The following is a 21,918-nucleotide window of genomic DNA, read 5'->3' as shown; positions in this document are numbered from 1 at the left end:
ATGCCGGCGTCGTTGTAGAACCGGCGGGCGATGTCGACGGCGGAAAGCTGCCGCGCGAGTTCGTGGCTGTCAGACGGGTTCCTGCACAAGCGGTCAGCGGGACGTCTATACAGACGCTGCCGAGGTGCTGACCGGTTTTGAGAGCCCAGTTTCAGTCGCTTTGCGGGCACCCGACAAAGGTGCTCAGATGACAGAACCGAGCCAAAAGCGACCCATCCGACATCCGATCTCAAAAGGAGGCTGAGACAAGACTATTTCTGATAATCTTGCAGCCTAAGGTTTCTGATCAACGGCCAGTTCAAGGCAACGAAATGAGGGCCATCATCTAAAAATCTCAGCTATTCGCGCTAGAGAGAAGTACCAGAGCCACTTGCCAAGTCACGACCAAGGCGAGCAAATAAACTATCATTTCAGAAAGCGGCTGGACAACGCTCAGTCCTGTAGGGAGCCTACAATGAAAAAGGGTATGCATCATCAAGATCCTTCATCAGGTTTCTTGGGACTCACGTTCTGGTATCAGTTGGTCGTCCTTGTGTTCTTGACCATAGCGTCGCTAGTCCTCGCCTCCTCTGTGCTGGTTCCCCTGTCTTTTGCCGCTCTCCTGTTCGTTCTTCTCACCGCGACTGCGGATCGCATTGGCAGATTCAAGATATTTGGCGGCACCGTCCCGAAGTGGCTTGCGCATTTGGCCGCAATTTCAATTGTGTTGATCGGCCTCTCGCTTGTGTTGTCGATACTATCCAGTCAAGCCGGCGCGGTTTCGGAAGCGTTTCCGCGCTATGAGGAACGGTTTTCCAGCATAGTCGCAAAGCTGGTATCACTGGTTGGGCAAGACAATTATGCAGCCGCGATCAAAGCTTTGGAGCAGATCAACCTAGCTGGGCTCGCGACAGGAGTGATCGGCTCTGCTGGGGCATTCCTAAGCGCTTTTTTCCTGGTGCTACTCTATGTGCCATTCATGTTGGTCGAACGTGTTCCAATGCGCGCCAAAATCAAACTCGCAATCAAAGACAGGGAAGCCGCTGAAAAAGTTCGTCACGTTCTTGAGAGCACGTCGGACAGCATTCAAAGATATGTTGGCATCAAAACGTTGGTGAGTGCACTAACTGGCTTAGGCAGTTATGCCGTGATGGCATCCGTCGGCCTGGACTTCTCTGAAACCTGGGCCGTTCTTGCCTTTTTGTTGAATTTTATCCCGACAGTCGGCTCTATCGTCGGCGTTGCGCTTCCTTCAATTGTCGCACTGGTACAGTTTGAAGAAGTCGTGCCCTTTCTTGTTGTTCTGATTGGTTGTGGCGCTGTTCAATTCTCTGTCGGCAATATCCTGGAGCCAATGCTACTTGGGAAAAGACTGAATTTGTCGCCATTCATGGTCATTTTGGCGCTCACGTTTTGGACTGCGATCTGGGGCATTGCCGGAGCGTTGATGAGCGTCCCGATCACCGTTTGCATCATGATTGTGCTTTCGAACATACCATCTACCCAGCCAATCGCGATACTGATGTCCGGTGATGGGAAGATAAACAACACTGACGCCGTGAACAGCTAAGCGAGAGACGTTTGCCAAACTGGATGGCAGCTTTTTACCTGACTATATCGTCGAGTGTATGTGTCAGCCCCGCACATAGTTCGAAACACCGTGTGACGTTTGAGTTTAAAGAGAAACCCGAGCTACTTACCGCTTGGGAAAACGAAATTCAGCGCATTTGGTTTAATTGAAACCTCAAAGCGTTGATCGATCATCGGCTCTCCGTCCAAATTCATATGAAACGGTTGGGAGGTTTCCAAAACCATAGATCTCAGACGAGAGCGCTGTACAACACCATCTTTGGGGTCCGAGATATCCGGCAGTCTGCCAAAGGGCAGATTTTCTGGCATTAAACGCTCTGCAGAAAGCACGCTTAAATCGAGCAACCCATCGGACACGTCCGCTTCAGGCGCCACGTCAAAACCGCCACCTGCATAGCGGCTGTTCGCAATCGCGATTGCGGAAATGGAAACGTCATACGGGTCTTCATCATCAATTGAGATTTTTGCGGGAACAGATTTTGCATCAGATAATCGAGCAAGCCCAAACAGCGTGTACGCGAGGCCCCCCAGTCTTTTCTTCATTTCCTTGGGAGTTGTTGCGGTGATCATCGCTCCAAAACCGCCGCTTGCAACATTCACAAACGGACTGCCGTTTATGTATCCGACATCAATTGGTCGCGCGTCTTCCGATGCAGCAACTCGAACAGATGTTGCCAAGTCCAAACCCTTATCACCATACGACCGGGCGAAATCATTTGCTGTCCCCAAGGGAACAAGACCTAGCGAGACAGGCGACTTTGTCTTCAACTTCAAAACAGCACTCGCGACCGAGTTCAAAGTGCCGTCACCACCGCCCGCGATCACCCTGGTTACCCCATCGCCTACGGCTTCTCGAAGGGTCTTCCTCAAGTCTTTTCCTGACCAAGGAATACACACCCTAATGCCAAGCTCTTTTTCCAATGGGCGGACAGCAGAACGCAGATCGGGTCTTGCTGCGGACTTCCTATTGACAATCAGCAGGGTACGTTTGGCCATGGTTCCAGCATAAAGCTCTCGCACGTTGGAGCAACTGCTTTAAAATTTCTAATGGCAGAGGCGCTCAAGCAATTGAAACCTTATTTGTGCTAGCCAACCCCAAATGACGATAGTCAGCTTTCTCCGCATCTCGGAGTATACAAAGCTTAGTAGTGAAGGTCCTCTTCGGGCTGTAAGTAGCTATCCGAAGATCTTCCCTGATACTACAAGCATGCCGCGAACGCGTTCACGTCGCCTCTCAAAATCATTGAGAAATTTTGCGTGTAGCAACCCAAAGAAATTCGCGCCGATTGCCCGAAACAATTCGCGATTCAATCTCGCTCGTGAACTCCCAAGGGAGAAAAAAAGTCATTTTGCGAGATTCACAAACGAACCCATTTCCCTAGTTTTCAATCCGAACAGCCTGAACATAGAAAGATGATATTGCGCATTTTCTTGAGGCTGCGGGGATCCCTAACGCCTATACAGTACCGTCATCTTGAGCGTCCAAACTCTCGAGTCCAAAAGCTACGTTCCTCAGTTTTCGTGCGAACATGTAACATCAAACAATGCCCTGCTTAGAAGGAACCCGCGTTTCAAGCGAGGCAAGGAAGAATGGATATGTTTGAGAGAACTACTGGAAGAAGCGCTCGAGGCGCATCTGAAGCTTGAAAAGAGGGTACCACCAGAGCAGCCGACGACGAAACCTCAGTTCGAGTCCCGGCTTTTCCTCAAAGAATTCTTTCATCATCTCATCAGCTGTCTCGGCAACAGAGTAGTATGGATTAACTGATGCGGGAAACGCCCGGGATCGGGAACCGTGACTCGGCATATTTGGGTTGAAACCAAAAGCTCTTCTACATAGCGCCCAGCCTGCAGATCGCTTGGCGAAACTCCATCCTTCTCCATCTTTCGTCATTTACAAATTAAAACATTCATTTTATTGATTGTGTATGGGTAAAAATTCATTTTCTCGACGTACTTTCTTACACAACGCCGCGTGTATCGCGGCACTTGGTGTTCAGTCCAAAATCGCTTGGGCAGAGCTACAACTGGGCTCTTCGGCTCGGATTGCAACTATGTCAGACGGGTACCTGTCATTGCCTCCGGAAATGGTCTTCGGCGCCATGCCGAAGGAAGAACTCAGGCAGCTTCTGGACAGCTACAAGGTAGACACGACCAAGTACGAGCCAGAGTGCAATGTGGCACTTTATCGAGATGGTCAAAACACGGTGCTGTTTGATGTGGGAGCTGGACCCGATTTCATGCCAACATCTGGCAAGCTTCTGGAATCTCTTGAAACTATCAACCTGTCGCCCGAAGACATCTCGCACGTGATCTTAACCCATGCGCACCCAGATCACATCTGGGGCGTTTTGGATGATTTCGATGACCTTCTTTTCCCCAACGCCACGCATCACTTTGGCCGCAATGAGTGGGATTATTGGTGGAACCCCTCAACGGTGGATACCATTGGAGAAGATCGCGCTGCGTTCGCTGTAGGCGCGAAGCGGCGTATGGCGGCAATTGAGGATCAGGTCGCGTTTTTTGACGACGGACAAGAGATTCTTCCCGGTGTTGCAGCACGCGCAACCTTTGGACACACGCCCGGCCACATGGCGTTTGAAATTCGCAGCGGTGGTGAATCCGTGATGGTTGTCGGCGACGCGTTGGGAAATCCACACGTAGCTTTTGAACGCCCCGACTGGCACAGCGGCACGGATCAGGATCCACAGGCGGCCGCAGCAGCTCGGAACTCACTGCTGGATCAGATTTCCCACGAGCAAATGAGAATAATTGGTTTCCACTTGCCAAATGGTGGGATCGGCCGGGTCGAGAAGACTGGCTCTGCCTATAAGTTCATTGGAGAACCATAATGATGCGATCGCTGGCGATTGTCTTGACCCTGGCCACACCAGCTTGGGCAAGTGAGGATATTGCAGACCAATACCCGCAAAGTGTGCTGTATTCCAAACCGGTCGAATACATCCCCGGCGTCTACTCTGCCATTGGCGCAACCGCCCCGCCGACCTACGAGAACTCTGGTCATAACAACAATCTCAGTTTTATCGTAACCGGGGAGGGCGTGATCGTCATAAACGGCGGCGCGGCCTATGTGCTTGCTGAAGCGCTTCACCAGGAAATTCAGTCGATCACGGATCAGGCGGTTAAGCTTGTCTTCAACGAGAATGGCCAGGGGCACGCGATGCTTGGCAACGCCTACTGGTCAGAGCTCAGTGTTCCAATTATCGCCCATTCGGATGCTGCGGCTGAATTCGAGGAATACGGCCCTCAGATCCTTGAAGGAATGCAACGGTACAATCAGGACAAGGCGGAAAGAACGTTTCTGGCTGGCCCAACCGAGACATTCGAGGATGAATACGTAGTTGAAATGGGTGATTTCCGGATTGAGGCAAAATATCTCGGACCGGCCCATAGTCCCGGCGATATCTCGATTTGGCTGCCGAACCAAAGCCTAGTCATCGCGGGTGACATGGCGTTTCACGAGCGAATGCTGCCGATCTTTCAAGAGACCTATACAGCGGATTGGCTTGAGACTTGGGACAACGAGTTCGAAGCTTTGGGAGCCACATATGTCATCCCTGGCCACGGTCATCCGACAAACATGGATCAGGTGCGCCGCTATACACGCGACTACCTGATCTATCTGCGCGGCAAGATCCAAGAGCATATGGATGCTGGCGGCGATCTGGCTGAGGCTTACTATGTCGATCAGTCACCGTATGCCCATTTGGACACGTTTGAGGAACTGGCGACAAAAAATGCCGGGCGCGTTTTTGAGCAGATGGAATTCGAATAACTCAGGACGTTTGAGGGACAGGAATTCGGCGCAATACCCTATGCGTGCTGATCGCTCCAACCCACATGAAGAAAACGGCAAGCCACGCCGTCAATGACAGGGCGGACCCTCCCGAAAGCCCTGCTCCCACGGCGCAACCTCCGGCCAGCATCGCTCCAAACCCCATGAGGACAGCTCCAGCAAGGTAGCGCTCCATCGGAGTATCCGGGCCAAAACGTTCGATCTTCCACTCCCCTGCAGTTAAGGCCGCGCCTGCGGCACCAATTGCTACGCCTGGAACGAGGCCGATACCAAAGGACAACACGACGTTACGCTCTGCAACCAACGCCATTAGTGTATCAGTGGCCGGTCCGGTAAACGTGATTGACGACACGGGCATGACGTCAAAAGATGCTTGCGCGATCGCAAAGGTCATCATCCAGCCAAGCGCCACAGCCACGCCAACGCCTGCGGCTGTAACGACCCTGATAAGCGCGACTCTCCGGTGGAATGCGAATGCAATTGCCGACACCAATCCCAACGCTGCAACGGCTGTATAAGCCACTGTCGAAAATCCAAGTATTTCCGAAATATCTCTCGAGGCGCCTCCTGAGACAGTCCAGATCCCGGAAAGCAATTCGCGGGCGGGACTAAGAACGCCCGTGTAGGCCGCCTGAGCCACTAGGGTTAAAACCAATCCTGTAATCAGGGCGCGCAGATTACCGCAGGAGGCCAATACCAATAGGCGAGATGCACACCCACGCGCAAGAACCATGCCAACGCCGAACATCGCCCCGCCAATTATTGCGCCGCTAAGGCTGCCCGTCGACGCGATCGCGCGTGTCTCAGAAAGGTTTAACCACTCAAACGCGACAAACGCCTGTACTAAGGTGAGCGCAGCGGTGAAGGCGATCAGCCAAACCGCCAGGCGGGGACCAAGCTCGCCTTCGGCGACTTCGATGGTCGACGCTCGCAAACAAAAGTGAGACTTCTGAGCTGTCACGCCGAACAAGATACCGACAATCGCACCGGCAAATGCCAAAGCGCCAGGGTCTCCCAACAAATCGATGAGCCTTTCCATCAAAAGAAACTCTCACTTCGTTGCTTGCGCGTCCATGTCCTCGGTCAAGTTGTCATTGTCACTGCGCAGCCATTGGCCTGCGCGCCAATTGGCATTGAGTCCACAACTCACCCAAGGCAGATACCAGTCGATCCACGTCTTCCGTGGAATGCACTGGCGAAGGTGTAATCCGTAGACGTTCCGTTCCCTTGGGGACGGTTGGATAGTTGATCGGCTGGATGTAAATTCCATAGTCACGCATTAGTACGTCAGAGATGAAGCGACACTTGACCGGATCGCCGACCATCACAGGAATGATGTGACTTGGGTTCGGCGTATGCGGAATGCCCAGATCGTCCAGCCTGTCTCGTACCTCGCGCACGCGCTGCTGGTGCAAATGTCGTTCCGAATTGCTTTGCTTCAGGTGCCGAACCGAAGCGGCAGCTCCTGCGGCCACGGCGGGAGGCAATGCAGTGGTGAAGATAAACCCACTGGCAAACGACCGAACAAAATCGACTAGCTGTTTCGACGCCGCGATGTATCCACCGACTACGCCGAACGCTTTGCCCAATGTCCCCTCGATGACGGTTAGCCTTTCCATCAGGCCTTCGCGCTCAGCTATGCCGCCTCCGCGCGGTCCATAAAGCCCTACGGCGTGAACCTCATCCAAATAGGTCATCGCGCCGTAGCGATCGGCCAGATCACAGATCTCGGCAATTGGTGCAATGTCGCCATCCATGGAATAGACGCTCTCGAATGCAATGAGCTTCGGTGCGTTGGCAGGCAGTTCAGCAAGGTGCCTTTCAAGGTCCGCCACGTCGTTGTGTTTCCAGATACGCTTCTGACACCGACTGTGGCGAATGCCCTCGATCATCGAGGCATGGTTCAACTCATCAGACAAGACTGTGATGCCAGGTATGCGAGACGCCAAGGTTCCCAAGGCAGCCCAGTTCGAGACGTACCCAGAGGTAAACAGGAGCGCAGCGTCCTTGCCGTGCAAGTCAGCAAGCTCTTGCTCCAGCAAAACATGCTGGTGGGTGGTTCCAGAGATATTCCGCGTTCCTCCCGCCCCGGCACCAACCTCATCGATTACCTTGTGCATTGCTGCAATAACACTGGGGTGCTGACCCATGCCGAGATAGTCATTTGAGCACCACACAGTGACTTTCTCGGGTCCATTTTCCGCGTAGCTACGAGCTGTCGGGAACGCGCCACGCTGCCTTTCGAGATCCGCAAAGACCCGGTAGTTCCCTTCCTCCTGAAGCTGGCCGAGTTGATTTCGAAAAAACTGCTGATAGTCCATTTCAGTTCCCAACGGCTTCTTCGACGATGCCTGACAACAGAGTCTGGACCTTTTGCATTGGTCCATCAGGATAGCTTCGGTATCCAACCATCACGCCATCGTCGTCTTCGGTCACAAATATTCCGTAAGGGCAAAAGCCAATATTCATTGGGTCGGCTTCCATGACCTCACGCGAAATTTTTGCCGAGCAGAAAATGAAAATGTCTGCGGCCGAAAATATCTGCTTGTCGCTGCCAACATCTGCGCCTGTTCGATTCAGCATTTCCCCAACATGGCTCACATAGTCGATGACCAGCCCCTGTCCCACAATCGCGGACTCCACGGCGAACGTTGCATCATCAAAACTTCCGTCGAAGGTGATAGTGATGATCTCTTCTGTAAGCCCTTGGCTCGCCAGAACAGTGGAAAACGCGGCTGCGGCGATAAAGTGTTTCATGGTTTTAGTCCTCCTCCTGAACCGCATTTTCTCAGATTGATCATCGGAGTCTTTGACACCGGTCAAAGCCCCCAATTGCCTCAACCAAACATGTCCGACGTGATACCGGCGTACCAACCAAGAGACTCTTCGTAGGTTGCTTTCCTCAGGTCGGCATCTTCACCGGTCTGGCTGATAAAGCCATCGACTTTCGCGATCTTTTCAGGTGTCGCCTCATAAGTCGCGCCCACCTTCACGCCATCATCCGTGTCGATGAGCGACCAGCATGTGTTCGAGAACTTGGCCGGGAATACTTTTGACCCGGTCAACGCACCTCTTACTGCGTTCGCACATACCTTCGCCTGGCTGTTTGCTGAAAAACCGGATTTCGGCATGTCACCCTGTTGGCTGGCATCACCAAGAACGTAGATATCCGGATCGGCTTTGGAGGACATGTCCGCAGCGTTTACTGGTACCCAGTTGCCATCGGTCACTCCCGCCATTTCCGCAATGCGGCCGGCTTTCATCGCAGGGATTACATTGCAGACGTCGACCTTTGTCTCTTCGCCGTCGATGGTCACCGTCATTGCATCCGGATTCACGGATACATTGCCGCCGCCGAAATCTTCGCCGATCCAGTCGACCATTCCTTCATAGTTGTTTCCCCAGCCTTCTTGGAACAAAGCCATTTTCGAGAATTTCGGCTTCGGATCAGCTACAATGATCTTTGCTGTTGGGTTGTTTGCCTTCAGCACGTGCGCCACCATCGAAACCCTTTCATACGGCCCGGGCGGGCAACGGTACGGGTTAGGAGGAGCGACCATCGCGAAGGTACCTCCTTCGGGCATCGCCATGATCTGCGCTTTCAAAAGCTCAGTCTGAGAACCAGCCTTGTACGCATGTGGCATCTTGTTTTGGGCCGATAGGTCCCAGCCCTTGACCGCGCCATCAACAAAGTCGATACCCGGGCTGAGGATCAGTTTGTCATAAGGAACTGACCCACCACCTGCCAAGGACACCGTCTTTGCGTCGCGGTCGACCCCAGTCGCCCAATCATGCACGACGTTGATACCGTAGTTCGCGGCAAGCGTGCCGTAGCTGTGGGCGATGTCCGATAGCTCCTGAAAACCTCCCAGATAGAGGTTAGAGAAGAAACAGGTGTAGTAGGTCCGAGACGGCTCTATCAGCGTCACGTCAATCTCACCTTTGCTGTCCTTTGCGATGTAACGCGCGGCGGTCGCACCGCCCGCACCACCGCCAACAACCACCACGCGGGGCTTGCCTTGAGCCAGCACCATCGGAGCAGATAGTCCGGCGGCCACTACCCCGGCGGCTCCAAGAAATACTCGTCTATTGAGTGTCATCGCGTTTCCTCCCCTTAGGCACTTTCATTCTGGATTATTGAAGTAGGCGGCCAATGCTGCGATCTCGTCATTGCTCAGCCGTCCGGCAATCATTTGCATGACCGGATGTGGCCGCTGTTTGTCTTTGTAAGCGTGCATGGCGACCACGAAGTCTTCGTCAGGCCAATACACAATCGAAGGAATGCCCTCATCGCCACCTTCGATCTGGTGACACGTTGTGCATTCGCTGCTGAGATATGCGCCGTACTCAGGATCTCCCTGTATCGCCAGGATCGCGGGATCGATCGAATGATCCGTGCCTTTCGCCGTTGGGTCCGCTTCCGGGATGTCCTGAGGATTGTCAGAGAACGCCCGCAAATAGGCGATCACGTTGGCGCGGTCTTCCGGGTCTTTCAAACCGGGAAAACTCATCCTCGTGCCCGACGCAAATGCACGTGGGTTTTCAATGTAGGCGGACAGAGTATCAGCGTGCCATTCCAGACCCGAGTTACCCGCACGCTCTAGGCTCCTTGAGTAATTGAACCCAACCAGACCAGCAGCCTTGCGCCCAAAGACACCATTCAAATGCGGCCCGATTTTGTTTTTGGCTCCATCTCCAACCTGATGACAGCCTTTGCATTTGGCGAACACTTCTTTTCCGGCTTCGGCGTCGCCGAGGCCTTCGGTGGCGTGGGTCGATGGGGCAACAGCAACCATAACCGCCGCGCAGCTCAAAAAAATGTTCAACCACCGCATGATCAGCTTCCGAACGACTTGAGGTAAACGATCACGGCTTCAATATCGTCTGGTTTCCTAAGCCCAGCAAAAGACATGCGTGTGCCCTTCATGTAGTCCTTGGGTTTTGCCAGGAAGGCCGCCATTTCTTCTTCGGTCCAAACAAGACCAGCCTCGGCAGCTGTTTTCATAGCTTTGGAGTATTTGAACCCTTCAACCGACCCTGCGTTGGCTCCGATAACCCCGTTCAGCGCCGGACCCGTACTGTCCTTTGCACCGTCACCAACCTGATGGCAGGACTTACACTTCTTGAAGACCTTCTCACCAGCTGCGAACAGTTCCGTAGTTTGGTCAGCCTCGTCGATTTCCTGAACATCCGGTGTTGCGGTGGCTTCTTCCTCAGGCTTTGGCGCTGCGGCTGGAATGAACGAGGGCCCTTCCGCCGTGAACGTCGGTAACCCGTCCGCGCTGGCTTCATTCATGACCGAATTCGAACCGCCTTCTGGTGGTGTCTCAACCAAAAAGACAGAACGCATAGTAACCGCTGCCTCTGTCTTGCAGTTCTCCATGCAAGGCTCTTCTCGCCATTCCGCGTATTCCGTCTCGGGTCGCACATCGACGACAAAACCGTCCATATTGTACATCTCGAAATCGGCGAAGTTTTCCTTGCTGAGAACGAAATCGTCATCCACCAGATCGTTGGAATAAAGGATATATGCGACAATTGCGTAGGTCTCATCCGCCGTAAGTGTGCCTGCTTCACCAAATGGCATTGAGCGGGAAATGTAGTCCCAGGCGGTCGACAAATGCGGCCAATAAGACCCAACAGTTTTCACCGGATCTTCGTCGGCAAGTGTGTCGAAACCGCCGGCCAGAACAGGCCAATTGTCGGCGCCTTCGGCAAACTCTCCGTGACAGGACGCACAACGATCGACAAACACTTCTTCTCCGGTCCAGACATCGCCTGATCCAACCGGCAAACCGCGCCCGTCGGGCAAGACATCGACGTCCCAGGCCGCAATCTCTTGCTCCAGCGCGGGGCGCCCAAGCCCGTACGTGCCCTCGTTGTTGGGCGCAGGCGCGGTCAGGTTCATCCCGTTCGCGACCCGCTCGACCGCTGCAGTCTGGATTTCATCGACCTTGGCCGCCAGTTCGGCTGCCCGGTCGGCCTCTGCTTGCGCGTTTTCCTGGGCTGTAGCTGCATGCGCCTCAACCTGACTGATCCGGGTTTCCAAGGTTTCTATCTGCGATTGGCCGTAGTTCCGGTTCGCAATAGCCACTGCCGCCGCAAGCACCAACGCCGTGCCGCCGAATACAGGCAGGAAAACATGACTAAGAGACTTCGACATTCTCGGCGATCCCTTCTGCGCTCACGTACCAAGTCTGGATACAATTGTTGTGGTAGACAGAGTTTTCTCCGCGCTTTTCGCGCAGTTGGTCTTTTGTCGGCTGCACATAGCCGGTCTCATCTATCGCCCGGGCCTGCAAAAGCATTGGTGCTCCGTCCCAGTTCGTATCGAGATAGAAGCGCGTCAAAGCCTTGCTGTCGCCCTGCTTGCCAAGGCGCGCCGTCTCCCAGGTGATCCCACCGTCCTTGGACACATCGACCCGCGTAATTTGTCCGTGGCCTGACCAGGCAAGCCCGGAAATGACCAAGGGTCCCGGTCCGTGTTTGATCGGCATTTGCGGGCTGGGTGAAGTGATGACGGATTTTGCATCCATCACCCACGTCCATTTCTGGGCTGTGCCATCGGCGTAGACATCAGTGTATTTTGATGTTTCTTCACGGCTTTCGACCGCCATATCGACAACTTCGATGCGGCGCAGCCACTTGACCCACATGTTGCCTTCCCAGCCAGGAACAACTAGCCGCACGGGGTAACCGTGTTCCATGCGCAGTGCTTCACCATTTGCCTTGAAAGCCACCAACACGTCATCCAGTGCTTTTTCCATCGGGATAGAGCGGCCATTGGATGACGCATCTGCGCCCTCAACATAGACCCATTTGTCGGGTGAGATATCGACGCCTGCTTCCTGCAACAGCGTACGCAGCGGAACACCGGTGTATTCCATGTTGTGAATCATGCCGTGCGTAAATTGGACGCCGTTGAGTTGCGCACCCGCCCACTCCATACCGGTATTTGCCGCACATTCGCAGAAATACACATGGTTTTCGCGCGGGAACCGCTCAATGTCGTCGTAAGTAAATACAAGCGGGCGATCGACCAACCCGTTGATCATCAGGCGATAATCCTCTTTGCGCAGCTCTATCGCGCCGGAATGGTGACGCTCAAAAGCGCATCCTTGCGGAGTGATCGTACCATCAAGCGCGTGGATCGGTGTGAAGTTGATCGACGAGATCGGAGAGGCGGTCAGCCATTCCACGTTGCGCCGAACGACATGAGATTCGAAACTGATCGGCAGGCCATAAGGTGACTCATCGACACCGGCACCCGTATAAGACGCCCAATCCTGAAGCTCTGTTATCAGTGGATCGGGCGTGTCTGCCGCTGCTGCCCCTGCAACGGACCCTGCGGCGACCGCGGCGCTGCCTTTCAGGAAGGCCCGGCGGGACGGTTTGAACGCGTCATCCATATCTCTTAGGTCTCCATCTGTTTCTTAAGCGCCGACAACATCGACACTGGTGTTCTCTTGGACCGTGACGGTGCCAAGGTTGCGAATGTGGTTTTCGACGACATCCCAGATCGGCGGGCCCTCGGTGCCTTCGTTGACACTGGCCCAACCAGCCACGACGTAGGTCTTCGATGGATCAATCGCTTCACCCGTTTTGAGCAGGGTCATTTCGCTGATCCGCTGCCCTTGTGGTTTGGTCACATCGATGCGGTAGCCAAGCCCGCCTACGCGGACCATATCGCCGCCCTGCTGGTAGTAAGGGTCGGGATTGAACAGGTTGTCACCGACATCCTCAAGGATCACATGGATGAATTCGCCTGTCATTTCTGTGCGATAGGCATTGGGATACGACATCGATGTGACGTTCCAGATGTCCTCGCGCGTGATATCTTGTCCCGGCAGGATTGACGGCCCCCAACGGACGCCAGGCGACATCGCGATGTCTGCCTCACGCTCATTGATCAGGGCATCGCAAATCAGGTCATCCCAGGTGCCGTTAAAGTTGCCGCGGCGGTAGAGCAACGAATCCGTTTTGCCAATCACCTCGCTCAGCGCAGCCTCGTACGGCGCGCGCTGATCATTTATCAGAGCGGTGATCGCAGGATCAGGAGCAATGACGTCAGAGAAGATCGGGATCAGCTTGTGCTTCAGCCCCATCATCTGTCCATCTCTCACGTCGAGATCGACGCGGCTGACGAATTTTCCGTTCGAGCCAGATGCGATGATATGCGTTTTACCGACCAGAACCGGCTCGGGAAGTGCGTCATGGGTGTGACCGCTGAGGATCACGTCGATCCCTTGCACGCGGCCCGCCATCTTCTTGTCCACGTCAAAGCCGTTGTGGCTAAGGACAACTACGACATCGGCACCGGCATCGCGAACCTCGTCGACCATGGCCTGCATGTTTTCATCCCGGATACCGAATGAGTACTCGGGGAACATCCAACCTGGGTTCGCGATTGGCATGTAAGGAAACGCTTGCCCGATCACGGCGACCTTTGCACCGCCCCGATCAAAGAACTTATAGGGTTGGAACAATTCTGCAGGTTCGTCCCACTCGGCATCAAAGATGTTCTGACCTAAGGCTGCAAAGGGCAAACCTTCGACGATTTCGTTTACCCTGTCGCTGCCCAGCGTGAACTCCCAATGGAAGGTCATGGCGTCGGGTTTCAGCGCGTTCATGACATTGACCATGTCCTGACCGGCCGTCTGATAGCAGGTGTAGGAACCGTGCCAAGTATCGCCCCCGTCCAATAGAAGGGCATCAGGACGGTCAGCACGAATGGCCTTGATGACAGTTGAGACGCGGTCCAATCCACCAACCCGACCGTAGGTCTTGGCCAGCGCAGAGAAATCATTGTAGGTCAACGCATAGGCCGACGGGCTCCCATCTTCGATCCCATAGGCCTTGCGGAACGCCGCCCCTGTGACATGCGGCATCTGCCCTCGCGCATCGCCAATACCAAGGTTTATCTCGGGTTCGCGGAAATAGATCGGTTTGAGTTGCGCGTGAATATCGGTGACATGGATCAAGCTGATATTGCCGAAGGTCTCGAACTCCAGCAATTGATCCTGCGTTAGGCTTTGCTGCGCAGCAAGCTTGGCCCATTTGCCAAACCCGGACGCCCCGTAGAGAGCCGAGGCTGCCATTGAAACCTGCAAGAAGTCACGTCGAGAAATCATCTACCAGCTTTCCTGTAACACATATAAATGTGTGAATGTTATATGCATGAAAAACCCGCGCAGGACAACGCCCGCGCGGCTCGTTCGTTATTGGCGTACTGCAGGAGTTTCGACTGAAAGCCCATTGCCACGCGAGGCCACATAGAGCTCAAGCGCACGAAACTCGTCCGATCCTTCGGCAAAAGTTTCCGCCCGCGTATCGCGAATACAGCCGCGGAAACGATTGTGACGCGAGATCAGCTTGGCCTGTTTCAGACGATATGTCGGGAACCCGTTAATCATACCTTGGCTCAGGTGGTCGGCACGGATCATGTTGCCCCAGTTGTCTTCATGACAATTGGCACAGCTCAACTCCAGCTGACCATAGCGGGTATAATACATCTCCTTGCCCTGCTCCCAGTATGGGGCGGCATCGCCATCAATCGCGACGTTCATAGGCAACCCACGTGATTGCAGGCCGATCAAAGCGACCATGCCCTGCATGTCGCCCCCGGACCATTTCCAGGCATCCGCTTCCATGCGGTCCGTACGACACTTGTTGATCAGATCTTCCATGACGACCAGCTTGCCGGTTTCGGCATCCACCTTCGGCATGGACGCCTGCAATCCCTTGAAGCTTTCCACCCCATCGTGGCATGAGGCACAGCTCTCGCCAGCGGCGCCATCAACGGTCTCGAAGAGATCGGCGGCTTGATCGACGAAGATCATTGCAGGATTGTCGAAGTCATCAATTTGAAGCGCTTGCGTTTCATCCGTGCGGAAATGCCAACCCGAATAGATCGTGTCCAAATTTTCCAGATGTGCCGGAGCATCAGTGACCGAGGTCATGTCCAGCTCATCATTGATCATGAGATTGTCTTCGTCCGGTCCAGCCATCGCTGCAGCCGGGAAAATCAGAATCGCCGCGATCGCCCTAATTGCCTTGGTATTCATTGCGTTCCTCCCTTGGTGGATCAGCGCCAATTCCTCGGACCCGCGCTGATCTGCCTTAGTCGTCGAGCCGTCAGGCGATCTCGATCGTTTTCTTCTCATCGTAGACAGAGCCGTCATCATCGTACCAGGTGAAGACAAACTCACCGGAATCGGGCACAGTCGCTTCGAACTGGAAGTACGGGTTGGTCGAAATCGCCGGCTCCATCGTCACATCAACCACCATTTCTCCGTTAAACTCGCAGGTGAAACGGTTGATGATCGAACGCGGGATGACGTTGCCTTCTTTGTCCTTGCGCTGGCCGCTTTCCATCTTGTGGCTGATCAATGTCTTGATCGTAACGGTTTCTCCAGCAGCGGCTGTCTTTGGAACCTTGACGCGGGGTTTAACACCGGATGCCATTGGTTAGTCTCCTGTTCTTCAGGGCGCGTGGCGATCAGCCGCCGCAGCCGCCGATTGTCACTTTTACGGTCGCGGACGCTTTGGCAAAGCTGCCATTTGCCATCTTCGCCACGGCAATGACATCCTGCGTTCCGGCAAGACGAATACGGGTTGATGCGGCTTGTTCAGCAGCCAACGGACCGAAATTGAAAGTTGCAACGCCCGGTTCGGGGTTACCTGCAGCCACGATAAGAATTGCAGTTGCGCCCGGAGCACTGACTTCGATTGGTACGGTATTGCCGTTTTCTGCGATTTCCGGTGCGGTCAATGTAACACCGCCGTCAGCCACATCTGCACCGCCTGTAAATGCCGCGATGGCATCTTCAGCAGCTGCATTTGCCCGAAGCGGCATAATTGTCAGGAACGCGGCGCCCAGCCCTAGGGCCAGTGTCTCGCGGCGAGAGAGTTCCATTTTCAATCTCCTTTGAAACTTCGTGAATACACGCCTAAAAGCGCGACTATTCCTCTTTCAGGGTCGCAAGAAACGCGACCACGTCCTCGATTTCCTGCGCTGTCAGGATCGACGTCAAAGGCGCGGTTGGCGCTTTTCCGGTATAGGCGTCGCCCGGGCGGATATAGCCGTCATCCTTGTAGAAAGCTGGCATCACCGTGCCTTCGAATGTCATCTTTGCGTTTGCGACCAACCCGCGAAGCTCTGCTTCGGTCCAACGATCACCGGCACCATCCAGCATCGGGCCGACTTCACCGTGGAACGGGATGTCCGCCAAAACCGTGACCGCGTGGCAGGCAACGCAGTTGCCTTTTGACTTGTCGCCAACGATGAGCGCGCCATTGGCCGCGTCGCCAGCAGCGCCGGTCAACGAAGCCTCAATGGCACCGTAGTCGTCATAGGTTACGTCCTGCGGGTCTGTATCTGCCGCATATGCAGCAAAGCCCGTCATTGCGCAGACCAATGTTAAGAGTCTCAGCTTCATGATCCCTCCCATTTGCTAACGCGCCGACGGCGCCTTGCGACCCAAAGCCTTTGTGTACCGTAGTCGACGAGTACCGCTTGTCGCAACATTAAATTCATAATAATGAATTTTTTTATTTATAACGGCAGCGATCAATCCTGAGAAACATTGTTTCGCTCTTGAATGCGCTGCGCATGATAACGTTGGAAATCTTCACCATTATCAAGCTCATATCGTTTTTCATCGACCCAGGTGAAAAGGTCCAAGGTTGTTCCTTTTGAGAACGCTCCGGGCATAACAGCCACCGCGGCATCGATAGCTGTCGCGTCCTCTGGCACCTCTTCAGGAAGAAAAACAAGCGTCGGGGTGAACAGAATCCCCCATTTTCGCATCAGCGCTCTTTGCTCATTTTCTTCCCCGTCAAAGTCGGTAGCGGTGGTGCTGCCATGCAAATCCAGTTGGACGACAAAGAAATTCTCTTCGATGAACGCTGCAAGGTCAGGCTGGGGGAACACCTCTTCATGCATCTTTTTGCAGTAGATGCAGCCCTGCTGTTCAATAAACAAAACAAGCCGTTTGTCTTCGCTTGAGGCCTCTTCGAGATCCTCGCGGAGGTCTTTGAACGTGTCGCGCATCCACGGTGTTTTATGCAAACCGTCGTCGCCCAGCTCAGCGGCGGAAACTGTCCCGCCAATCAGAAACGCGATCAATACTGACAAAACTCGTTTCATGTCCTCCTCCCGGATTATCCAATGGCTGCGAGCCAAGGCATATGGTCGAGCATCCATTGTGCGATGTAGTTGATGGAATTGGTTGCGATGAGGATGCCGAAGAGCACCAGAAAGCCACCCATGGCCTTTTCGATGAGGGGCAAGTGTTTTCTGAACTGCGCCATCCATTGCATGAAGGGGCGGACCAGAAAGGCCGCCAGAACAAACGGTGCGGTCATTCCAACCCCGTAGACGAATAGAAGCGCCGCTCCACGCCAAGCCGTCTCGGTTCCGGCCGCTGTAAACAGGATCGCAGCGAGCACAGGCCCAACACAGGGTGTCCAGCCAAAAGCAAATGCCAATCCAAGAACATATGCCCCAACAAGGCTTAAGTTAGATGTCTCACCGACGTCCGCACGAAATTGGCGATACAGGAACCCGATGCGAATGAACCCCAGGAAATGCAGCCCCATCGCGATGATGATGGCCGCTGCAATCCAGCGCAAGATGTCGAAATACTCTCGCACCAGCTGCCCGAATATCGAAGCTGTCGCCCCCAGCGCCATGAAGATCGTTATGATCCCAGCTGCAAATGCTATCGCAGAAAGCGTTGCCCTGCGACGAACGCCGGCGGAAAGTGTTGACCCCGCAGATATCTGATCAATCCCAACGCCTGCCAGATAGCTAAGATAAAACGGCACGATAGGTAGGATGCAGGGCGACAGGAAAGACAACAGTCCTGCGACCAAAGCTCCTGCAAATGTAATGTCGAGCATGGTCAAACCTGTTCTGGCACGCTATCATTCACATATTCAAAATAATAAAGATATGTCGCTGCGGTCAATCGGAGCTTAAGATGCGCCAACTAATTCTGCTTTCACTTGCAATCACGTTGCTTGTTTCTCCGGTGATTTCACGGGCAGAAATGACGCTCCTGATGGCCGAAGAAGATGGATGTATGTGGTGTGCACGTTGGGACACTGAAATCTCGGAGATCTATCCCAAGACGCCCGAAGGACATGCCGCGCCACTTCAGCGCGTCGATATTCACGCAGCTATGCCTGAAGGCATCGCATTGGAGCGGCCTCTATATTACACGCCAACCTTTGTTCTGCTGGACAATGGCCAAGAGGTTGGCCGGATCGAAGGCTATCCCGGCGAAGATTTTTTCTGGGGGTTGCTGGGCGTTTTGCTGCGTGACGCTGGGGTGCCGATTGAGACCTCTGGATAAAACGTGGCCAATAAAATAAACTGTTTCGAATGCGTGAAGCTATGAAAGCGAGGCGATCTTGTTGGACAAATCTTCGAAACTGCCTGTGTTCTCCAAGGACATGTGCGCCGAAGACCTGGACAGAATGATGGAAAATGCTCAGACGGCGTCAAATTTCCTCAAGGCAATTAGCCATGAAGGGCGCCTGATGATCTTGTGCTATCTGTCGTCGGGTGAAAAATCTGTCACGCAGATGGAAGAAATGCTCTCGGCGCGCCAAGCCGCCGTGTCTCAGCAACTATCTCGCCTACGCTTCGAGGGCTTGGTCAAAACGCGACGCGAGGGGAAAACGATCTACTACAGATTGGCGGATGATCGATCGACACAGATTCTGGAAGTCGTTTACGATCTATTCTGCAGGGAAAAGTAGAAGCCGCCAAAAATACCCGCCAGCTTTGGGAGGAGACTGGCAATGTTTGAAACATTGGGAGACGCCAACACCGTCGCCCTGATCGGTTTGATCGGTGGCATTGTGTTGGGCTTGGCCGCACGCATTGGCCGTTTTTGCACGCTGGGTGCAATTGAAGACTACCTTTACGCAGATGATGACCGGCGGCTGCGCATGTGGGCAATTGCGATCGGCGTAGCAATTGTCGGCAGCCACTTGGCTATGGCTTTCGGGTGGCTGGACCCTGTTGGAACAAGGTATCTTGCGCAGACTTGGAACCCACTCGGGTCGATCGTAGGTGGCCTCATGTTCGGTTACGGAATGGCCATCAGCGGGAATTGCGGCTATGGCGCGCTGGCAAGGCTTGGGGGCGGCGACCTTCGATCATTCGTCATAGTATTGATCATGGGTTTATCTGCTTACGTTGTCATGTCCGGGCCCCTGGCCTATTTGCGCGTTTGGGTCTTCCCCGAGGAGATGGGTCTTAGTGGCCCCCAAAGCATCAGCTTCCTTGCCGAACAATTTACCTCTATCCCAGCTTGGCTCATTGGCTCCGTTATTGGCGTTGCATTGGTGATTTTCGCCTTGGCAAACCAGCGTTTCCGCCGAACTCCCGCACAGGTGTTCTGGGGATCTGTAGTTGGGCTGGCGATCGTATCAGGGTGGCTCGGCACGAATTGGGTGGCGACGCACGGTTTTGATGGTGAACCGGTTCAAACCCATACCTTCGCTGCACCCCTTGGCGACACAATATTCTACCTAATGACAGCCTCCGGAAACACTTTGTCCTTTGCGGTCGGATCAGTCTCCGGCGTTCTCATTGGCGCATTCTTGGGGTCCTGGTCCAAGGGTCATTTCAGATGGGAAGCATGCGAGGATCCACGTGAACTCAAGCGTCAGATGCTCGGCGCGGCGATCATGGGGCCAGGCGCGATCATCGCGGTCGGTTGCAGCGTCGGACAAGGTATATCTGCCTTCTCACTTTTGGCCTACAGCGCGCCTGTAACATTCGCTGCCATATTCGCCGGTGCAGCGATTGGGTTGAAACAACTCGTGTCTGGGCTGTCCTTCATAGCTGAGCGTTGACGTCACAGTTCAAACTAGAATTCACGTATGGAGGACGGTTTCAGTAGTTCGCTCTTGTTGAGAAACCGATCGCTTTTGAAGGCAAATAGTCCGCAAACCATGCCCGTTAGCAGTTTGAAAAGTCAGATGACCATCGCGGTGCAAGCCGCCGGTGTCTAAACGACAGACCCGCAACTTCCGGTTTACGCCTCAAAACCTTCCCGTTTGTTTTGCCCATCGCTGCGGTGTGGTTCACCATAGGAGACATCCGCTGCCTTTGAGAGTTGGCATTGAATCCGAATGATCGGATAGTGAAATCTTTCACACGTGGAGCAAGGCTAACCACGAGAACGAATATGAGCTCGCGTCGATCTTGCTAAAGGTGATCCGTTTGACAGGCCCAACAATCCATTGATTATGTGCGCATGACCAAAGCTCAAAGACCGCCAAAGCCAAAACCAATTCCTTACACCCCGGAGCCGGACCGCTATGAGCGGATGGTGTATCGTCGATGTGGGCGATCCGGAGTGAAGCTTCCTGTTGTCAGCCTAGGGCTGTGGCACAATTTTGGAGCGGACTCGACGCACGAAAACAAGCGAGCAATGTGTCGGGCTGCGTTCGACCATGGGATCACTCACTTTGATCTGGCGAATAACTACGGTCCACCACCCGGATCGGCCGAAGAGGCATTTGGCGAGATCCTCAAAACGGATTTCGCGGGTTACAGGGATGAGCTGATCATTTCCTCCAAAGCAGGCTACGACATGTGGCCGGGACCTTACGGTGAATGGGGGTCGCGCAAGTACATGATCGCGTCTTGTGACCAATCACTCGCGCGCATGGGGCTTGATTATGTCGACATCTTTTATTCCCACCGCTTTGACCCCGATACCCCGCTCGAAGAAACAATGGGCGCGTTGGATTATATCGTACGATCGGGCCGCGCACTCTACGCAGGTATCTCGAGCTACAACTCCCAACGCACGCGCGAGGCGGTGAAAATTCTCAACGACCTTGGGACACCTTGTCTGATTCACCAGCCTTCTTACAATTTGCTCAATCGGTGGGTGGAGCGGGACGGTTTGCTCGATACTCTGGATGATCTTGGGGTTGGGTCGATTGCGTTCACGCCGCTGGCACAAGGCATTCTGACTTCCAAATATCTGACCGATATTCCGAGTGGCAGCCGTGCCACGCAAGGGAAGTCATTGCTTGATGGCATGATCAACGAGCGGTCTCTGGCAAGTGTCCATGCTCTGAACGACATGGCCGAGGCACGCGGGCAGACTCTGGCGCAAATGGCGCTGGCCTGGGTACTCAGAGGTGGACGGGTGACGACCGCTCTGATTGGTGCGTCCCGGCCGGAACAGATCGTAGATTGCGCAGGCGTCGTTGATAATCTCGACTTCAGTGCTGACGAACTGAGAAAGATCGATCAAATAAGTTCAGAAGAAGATATCAATTTGTGGGCGCGCTCGTCAGAAACAGAGTGACCATCCTTAGAACGTACGCAAAACCCTCGTCCTTTGACGCTTGCGATCTTTGGCGGATTGAACGTTTTTAGTTCGGCCTACCTGCCAACATGAGCCATCGGCCAAATATGCTCATTGGCCAATGAACCGCTCTTCAGCAATGTGGCCCTCCCAAACTACCATTCGCTGCAGCAGCATGAATTGATGGAG

At 54.1% G+C, this 21,918-nt stretch carries 22 protein-coding genes; 7 read left to right on the top strand and 15 right to left on the bottom strand.

The window, feature by feature from the left end:
* Positions 1 to 454 precede the first annotated feature (454 nt).
* The gene (locus tag ACR0KL_RS14375) at positions 455 to 1,549 is read left to right on the top strand and encodes an AI-2E family transporter (RefSeq protein WP_170679120.1); all 1,095 of its coding nucleotides are present in this window, start codon (positions 455 to 457) and stop codon (positions 1,547 to 1,549) included.
* A gap of 122 nt (positions 1,550 to 1,671) precedes the next feature.
* On the opposite strand, the gene ACR0KL_RS14370 is transcribed toward ACR0KL_RS14375, so the two are convergent.
* Positions 1,672 to 2,565, bottom strand: a complete 894-nt coding sequence (locus ACR0KL_RS14370; RefSeq protein ID WP_170679122.1) for a YegS/Rv2252/BmrU family lipid kinase — start codon at positions 2,563 to 2,565, stop codon at positions 1,672 to 1,674.
* A 1,058-nt stretch (positions 2,566 to 3,623) separates the two neighbouring features.
* On the opposite strand from ACR0KL_RS14370, the gene ACR0KL_RS14365 reads away from it, so the two are divergent.
* Together ACR0KL_RS14365 and ACR0KL_RS14360 are read left to right on the top strand one after the other, a co-directional pair.
* Positions 3,624 to 4,421 (top strand): MBL fold metallo-hydrolase, encoded by a 798-nt coding sequence (locus ACR0KL_RS14365; RefSeq protein ID WP_480777181.1) that lies wholly within the window; start codon positions 3,624 to 3,626, stop codon positions 4,419 to 4,421.
* 2 nt (positions 4,422 to 4,423) lie between these two features.
* Positions 4,424 to 5,365: an MBL fold metallo-hydrolase gene (locus ACR0KL_RS14360; protein WP_480777200.1), complete on the top strand. Its 942-nt coding sequence runs from the start codon at positions 4,424 to 4,426 to the stop codon at positions 5,363 to 5,365.
* A gap of 1 nt (position 5,366) precedes the next feature.
* Here ACR0KL_RS14360 and ACR0KL_RS14355 read toward each other — a convergent pair whose 3' ends face one another.
* The 14 genes from ACR0KL_RS14355 to ACR0KL_RS14290 all read right to left on the bottom strand — a co-directional run bounded on the left by ACR0KL_RS14355 (position 5,367) and on the right by ACR0KL_RS14290 (position 18,289).
* A complete protein-coding gene (locus ACR0KL_RS14355; protein ID WP_480777180.1) occupies positions 5,367 to 6,425 on the bottom strand; it encodes a YeeE/YedE family protein in 1,059 nt (352 codons plus the stop codon).
* Between the two features lie 58 nt (positions 6,426 to 6,483).
* Positions 6,484 to 7,707 carry a 5-aminolevulinate synthase gene (hemA, locus tag ACR0KL_RS14350; RefSeq protein WP_170679128.1) on the bottom strand — a complete coding sequence of 408 codons (1,224 nt, stop codon included), beginning with the start codon at positions 7,705 to 7,707 and terminating at the stop codon, positions 6,484 to 6,486.
* Position 7,708: 1 nt separating this feature from the next.
* Complete coding sequence (locus ACR0KL_RS14345; RefSeq protein ID WP_480777199.1) at positions 7,709 to 8,143, bottom strand: DUF302 domain-containing protein; 435 nt, start codon at positions 8,141 to 8,143, stop codon at positions 7,709 to 7,711.
* Between the two features lie 80 nt (positions 8,144 to 8,223).
* Positions 8,224 to 9,486 (bottom strand): NAD(P)/FAD-dependent oxidoreductase, encoded by a 1,263-nt coding sequence (locus ACR0KL_RS14340; RefSeq protein WP_170679130.1) that lies wholly within the window; start codon positions 9,484 to 9,486, stop codon positions 8,224 to 8,226.
* A gap of 24 nt (positions 9,487 to 9,510) precedes the next feature.
* Positions 9,511 to 10,221 (bottom strand): c-type cytochrome, encoded by a 711-nt coding sequence (locus tag ACR0KL_RS14335; RefSeq protein WP_170679132.1) that lies wholly within the window; start codon positions 10,219 to 10,221, stop codon positions 9,511 to 9,513.
* 2 nt (positions 10,222 to 10,223) lie between these two features.
* Positions 10,224 to 11,549, bottom strand: coding sequence for a c-type cytochrome (locus ACR0KL_RS14330; protein ID WP_170679134.1), 1,326 nt, complete (start codon positions 11,547 to 11,549; stop codon positions 10,224 to 10,226).
* Positions 11,533 to 12,795, bottom strand: a complete 1,263-nt coding sequence (gene soxC / locus ACR0KL_RS14325) for a sulfite dehydrogenase (RefSeq protein WP_170679136.1) — start codon at positions 12,793 to 12,795, stop codon at positions 11,533 to 11,535. The genes ACR0KL_RS14330 and soxC overlap by 17 nt, the downstream gene beginning before the upstream one ends.
* Positions 12,796 to 12,819: 24 nt before the next feature.
* Positions 12,820 to 14,517 carry a thiosulfohydrolase SoxB gene (gene soxB / locus ACR0KL_RS14320; RefSeq protein ID WP_170679138.1) on the bottom strand — a complete coding sequence of 566 codons (1,698 nt, stop codon included), beginning with the start codon at positions 14,515 to 14,517 and terminating at the stop codon, positions 12,820 to 12,822.
* 87 nt (positions 14,518 to 14,604) lie between these two features.
* Complete coding sequence (soxA, locus tag ACR0KL_RS14315) at positions 14,605 to 15,450, bottom strand: sulfur oxidation c-type cytochrome SoxA (RefSeq protein WP_170679140.1); 846 nt, start codon at positions 15,448 to 15,450, stop codon at positions 14,605 to 14,607.
* Between the two features lie 70 nt (positions 15,451 to 15,520).
* Positions 15,521 to 15,850, bottom strand: a complete 330-nt coding sequence (gene soxZ / locus ACR0KL_RS14310; RefSeq protein WP_170679142.1) for a thiosulfate oxidation carrier complex protein SoxZ — start codon at positions 15,848 to 15,850, stop codon at positions 15,521 to 15,523.
* A 34-nt stretch (positions 15,851 to 15,884) separates the two neighbouring features.
* Positions 15,885 to 16,301: a thiosulfate oxidation carrier protein SoxY gene (gene soxY / locus ACR0KL_RS14305; protein WP_170679144.1), complete on the bottom strand. Its 417-nt coding sequence runs from the start codon at positions 16,299 to 16,301 to the stop codon at positions 15,885 to 15,887.
* Positions 16,302 to 16,347: 46 nt separating this feature from the next.
* Positions 16,348 to 16,824 (bottom strand): sulfur oxidation c-type cytochrome SoxX, encoded by a 477-nt coding sequence (gene soxX / locus ACR0KL_RS14300; protein ID WP_170641608.1) that lies wholly within the window; start codon positions 16,822 to 16,824, stop codon positions 16,348 to 16,350.
* 131 nt (positions 16,825 to 16,955) lie between these two features.
* On the bottom strand, positions 16,956 to 17,534 hold the full coding sequence (locus tag ACR0KL_RS14295) for a SoxW family protein (RefSeq protein ID WP_170679146.1): 579 nt from the start codon (positions 17,532 to 17,534) through the stop codon (positions 16,956 to 16,958).
* A 14-nt stretch (positions 17,535 to 17,548) separates the two neighbouring features.
* Positions 17,549 to 18,289: a cytochrome c biogenesis CcdA family protein gene (locus ACR0KL_RS14290; protein ID WP_480777179.1), complete on the bottom strand. Its 741-nt coding sequence runs from the start codon at positions 18,287 to 18,289 to the stop codon at positions 17,549 to 17,551.
* An 80-nt stretch (positions 18,290 to 18,369) separates the two neighbouring features.
* Here ACR0KL_RS14290 and ACR0KL_RS14285 point away from each other — a divergent pair, with 80 nt between their 5' ends.
* From ACR0KL_RS14285 to mgrA, 4 genes are all read left to right on the top strand, one after another.
* Positions 18,370 to 18,744: a hypothetical protein gene (locus tag ACR0KL_RS14285; RefSeq protein ID WP_480777178.1), complete on the top strand. Its 375-nt coding sequence runs from the start codon at positions 18,370 to 18,372 to the stop codon at positions 18,742 to 18,744.
* A gap of 100 nt (positions 18,745 to 18,844) precedes the next feature.
* Positions 18,845 to 19,153, top strand: a complete 309-nt coding sequence (locus ACR0KL_RS14280) for an ArsR/SmtB family transcription factor (protein ID WP_170380040.1) — start codon at positions 18,845 to 18,847, stop codon at positions 19,151 to 19,153.
* A gap of 42 nt (positions 19,154 to 19,195) precedes the next feature.
* Positions 19,196 to 20,257 (top strand): YeeE/YedE family protein, encoded by a 1,062-nt coding sequence (locus ACR0KL_RS14275; RefSeq protein ID WP_480724796.1) that lies wholly within the window; start codon positions 19,196 to 19,198, stop codon positions 20,255 to 20,257.
* A gap of 440 nt (positions 20,258 to 20,697) precedes the next feature.
* Positions 20,698 to 21,729 (top strand): L-glyceraldehyde 3-phosphate reductase, encoded by a 1,032-nt coding sequence (mgrA, locus tag ACR0KL_RS14270; protein ID WP_480555025.1) that lies wholly within the window; start codon positions 20,698 to 20,700, stop codon positions 21,727 to 21,729.
* Positions 21,730 to 21,918 lie beyond the last annotated feature (189 nt).

This window comes from Ruegeria sp. C8, from assembly GCF_056537565.1.
The sequence above is the reverse complement of the archived record's forward strand: the minus strand, read 5'-3'. Positions and strand labels throughout refer to the sequence as shown.

What these genes read in the sequence shown, in the direction of transcription:
- ACR0KL_RS14275 (WP_480724796.1), top strand. Translation starts at nt 19,196, where the DNA reads ATGTTTGAAACATTGGGAGACGCCAACACCGTCGCCCTGATCGGTTTG.
- soxX (WP_170641608.1), bottom strand. Translation starts at nt 16,824, where the DNA reads ATGAAGCTGAGACTCTTAACATTGGTCTGCGCAATGACGGGCTTTGCT.
- ACR0KL_RS14340 (WP_170679130.1), bottom strand. Translation starts at nt 9,486, where the DNA reads ATGACACTCAATAGACGAGTATTTCTTGGAGCCGCCGGGGTAGTGGCC.
- ACR0KL_RS14280 (WP_170380040.1), top strand. Translation starts at nt 18,845, where the DNA reads ATGTGCGCCGAAGACCTGGACAGAATGATGGAAAATGCTCAGACGGCG.
- soxY (WP_170679144.1), bottom strand. Translation starts at nt 16,301, where the DNA reads ATGGAACTCTCTCGCCGCGAGACACTGGCCCTAGGGCTGGGCGCCGCG.
- ACR0KL_RS14370 (WP_170679122.1), bottom strand. Translation starts at nt 2,565, where the DNA reads ATGGCCAAACGTACCCTGCTGATTGTCAATAGGAAGTCCGCAGCAAGA.
- ACR0KL_RS14365 (WP_480777181.1), top strand. Translation starts at nt 3,624, where the DNA reads ATGTCAGACGGGTACCTGTCATTGCCTCCGGAAATGGTCTTCGGCGCC.
- ACR0KL_RS14355 (WP_480777180.1), bottom strand. Translation starts at nt 6,425, where the DNA reads ATGGAAAGGCTCATCGATTTGTTGGGAGACCCTGGCGCTTTGGCATTT.
- ACR0KL_RS14290 (WP_480777179.1), bottom strand. Translation starts at nt 18,289, where the DNA reads ATGCTCGACATTACATTTGCAGGAGCTTTGGTCGCAGGACTGTTGTCT.
- soxB (WP_170679138.1), bottom strand. Translation starts at nt 14,517, where the DNA reads ATGATTTCTCGACGTGACTTCTTGCAGGTTTCAATGGCAGCCTCGGCT.
- ACR0KL_RS14285 (WP_480777178.1), top strand. Translation starts at nt 18,370, where the DNA reads ATGCGCCAACTAATTCTGCTTTCACTTGCAATCACGTTGCTTGTTTCT.
- soxZ (WP_170679142.1), bottom strand. Translation starts at nt 15,850, where the DNA reads ATGGCATCCGGTGTTAAACCCCGCGTCAAGGTTCCAAAGACAGCCGCT.
- soxC (WP_170679136.1), bottom strand. Translation starts at nt 12,795, where the DNA reads ATGGATGACGCGTTCAAACCGTCCCGCCGGGCCTTCCTGAAAGGCAGC.
- ACR0KL_RS14335 (WP_170679132.1), bottom strand. Translation starts at nt 10,221, where the DNA reads ATGCGGTGGTTGAACATTTTTTTGAGCTGCGCGGCGGTTATGGTTGCT.
- ACR0KL_RS14345 (WP_480777199.1), bottom strand. Translation starts at nt 8,143, where the DNA reads ATGAAACACTTTATCGCCGCAGCCGCGTTTTCCACTGTTCTGGCGAGC.
- ACR0KL_RS14295 (WP_170679146.1), bottom strand. Translation starts at nt 17,534, where the DNA reads ATGAAACGAGTTTTGTCAGTATTGATCGCGTTTCTGATTGGCGGGACA.
- ACR0KL_RS14360 (WP_480777200.1), top strand. Translation starts at nt 4,424, where the DNA reads ATGCGATCGCTGGCGATTGTCTTGACCCTGGCCACACCAGCTTGGGCA.
- ACR0KL_RS14330 (WP_170679134.1), bottom strand. Translation starts at nt 11,549, where the DNA reads ATGTCGAAGTCTCTTAGTCATGTTTTCCTGCCTGTATTCGGCGGCACG.
- hemA (WP_170679128.1), bottom strand. Translation starts at nt 7,707, where the DNA reads ATGGACTATCAGCAGTTTTTTCGAAATCAACTCGGCCAGCTTCAGGAG.
- ACR0KL_RS14375 (WP_170679120.1), top strand. Translation starts at nt 455, where the DNA reads ATGAAAAAGGGTATGCATCATCAAGATCCTTCATCAGGTTTCTTGGGA.
- soxA (WP_170679140.1), bottom strand. Translation starts at nt 15,450, where the DNA reads ATGAATACCAAGGCAATTAGGGCGATCGCGGCGATTCTGATTTTCCCG.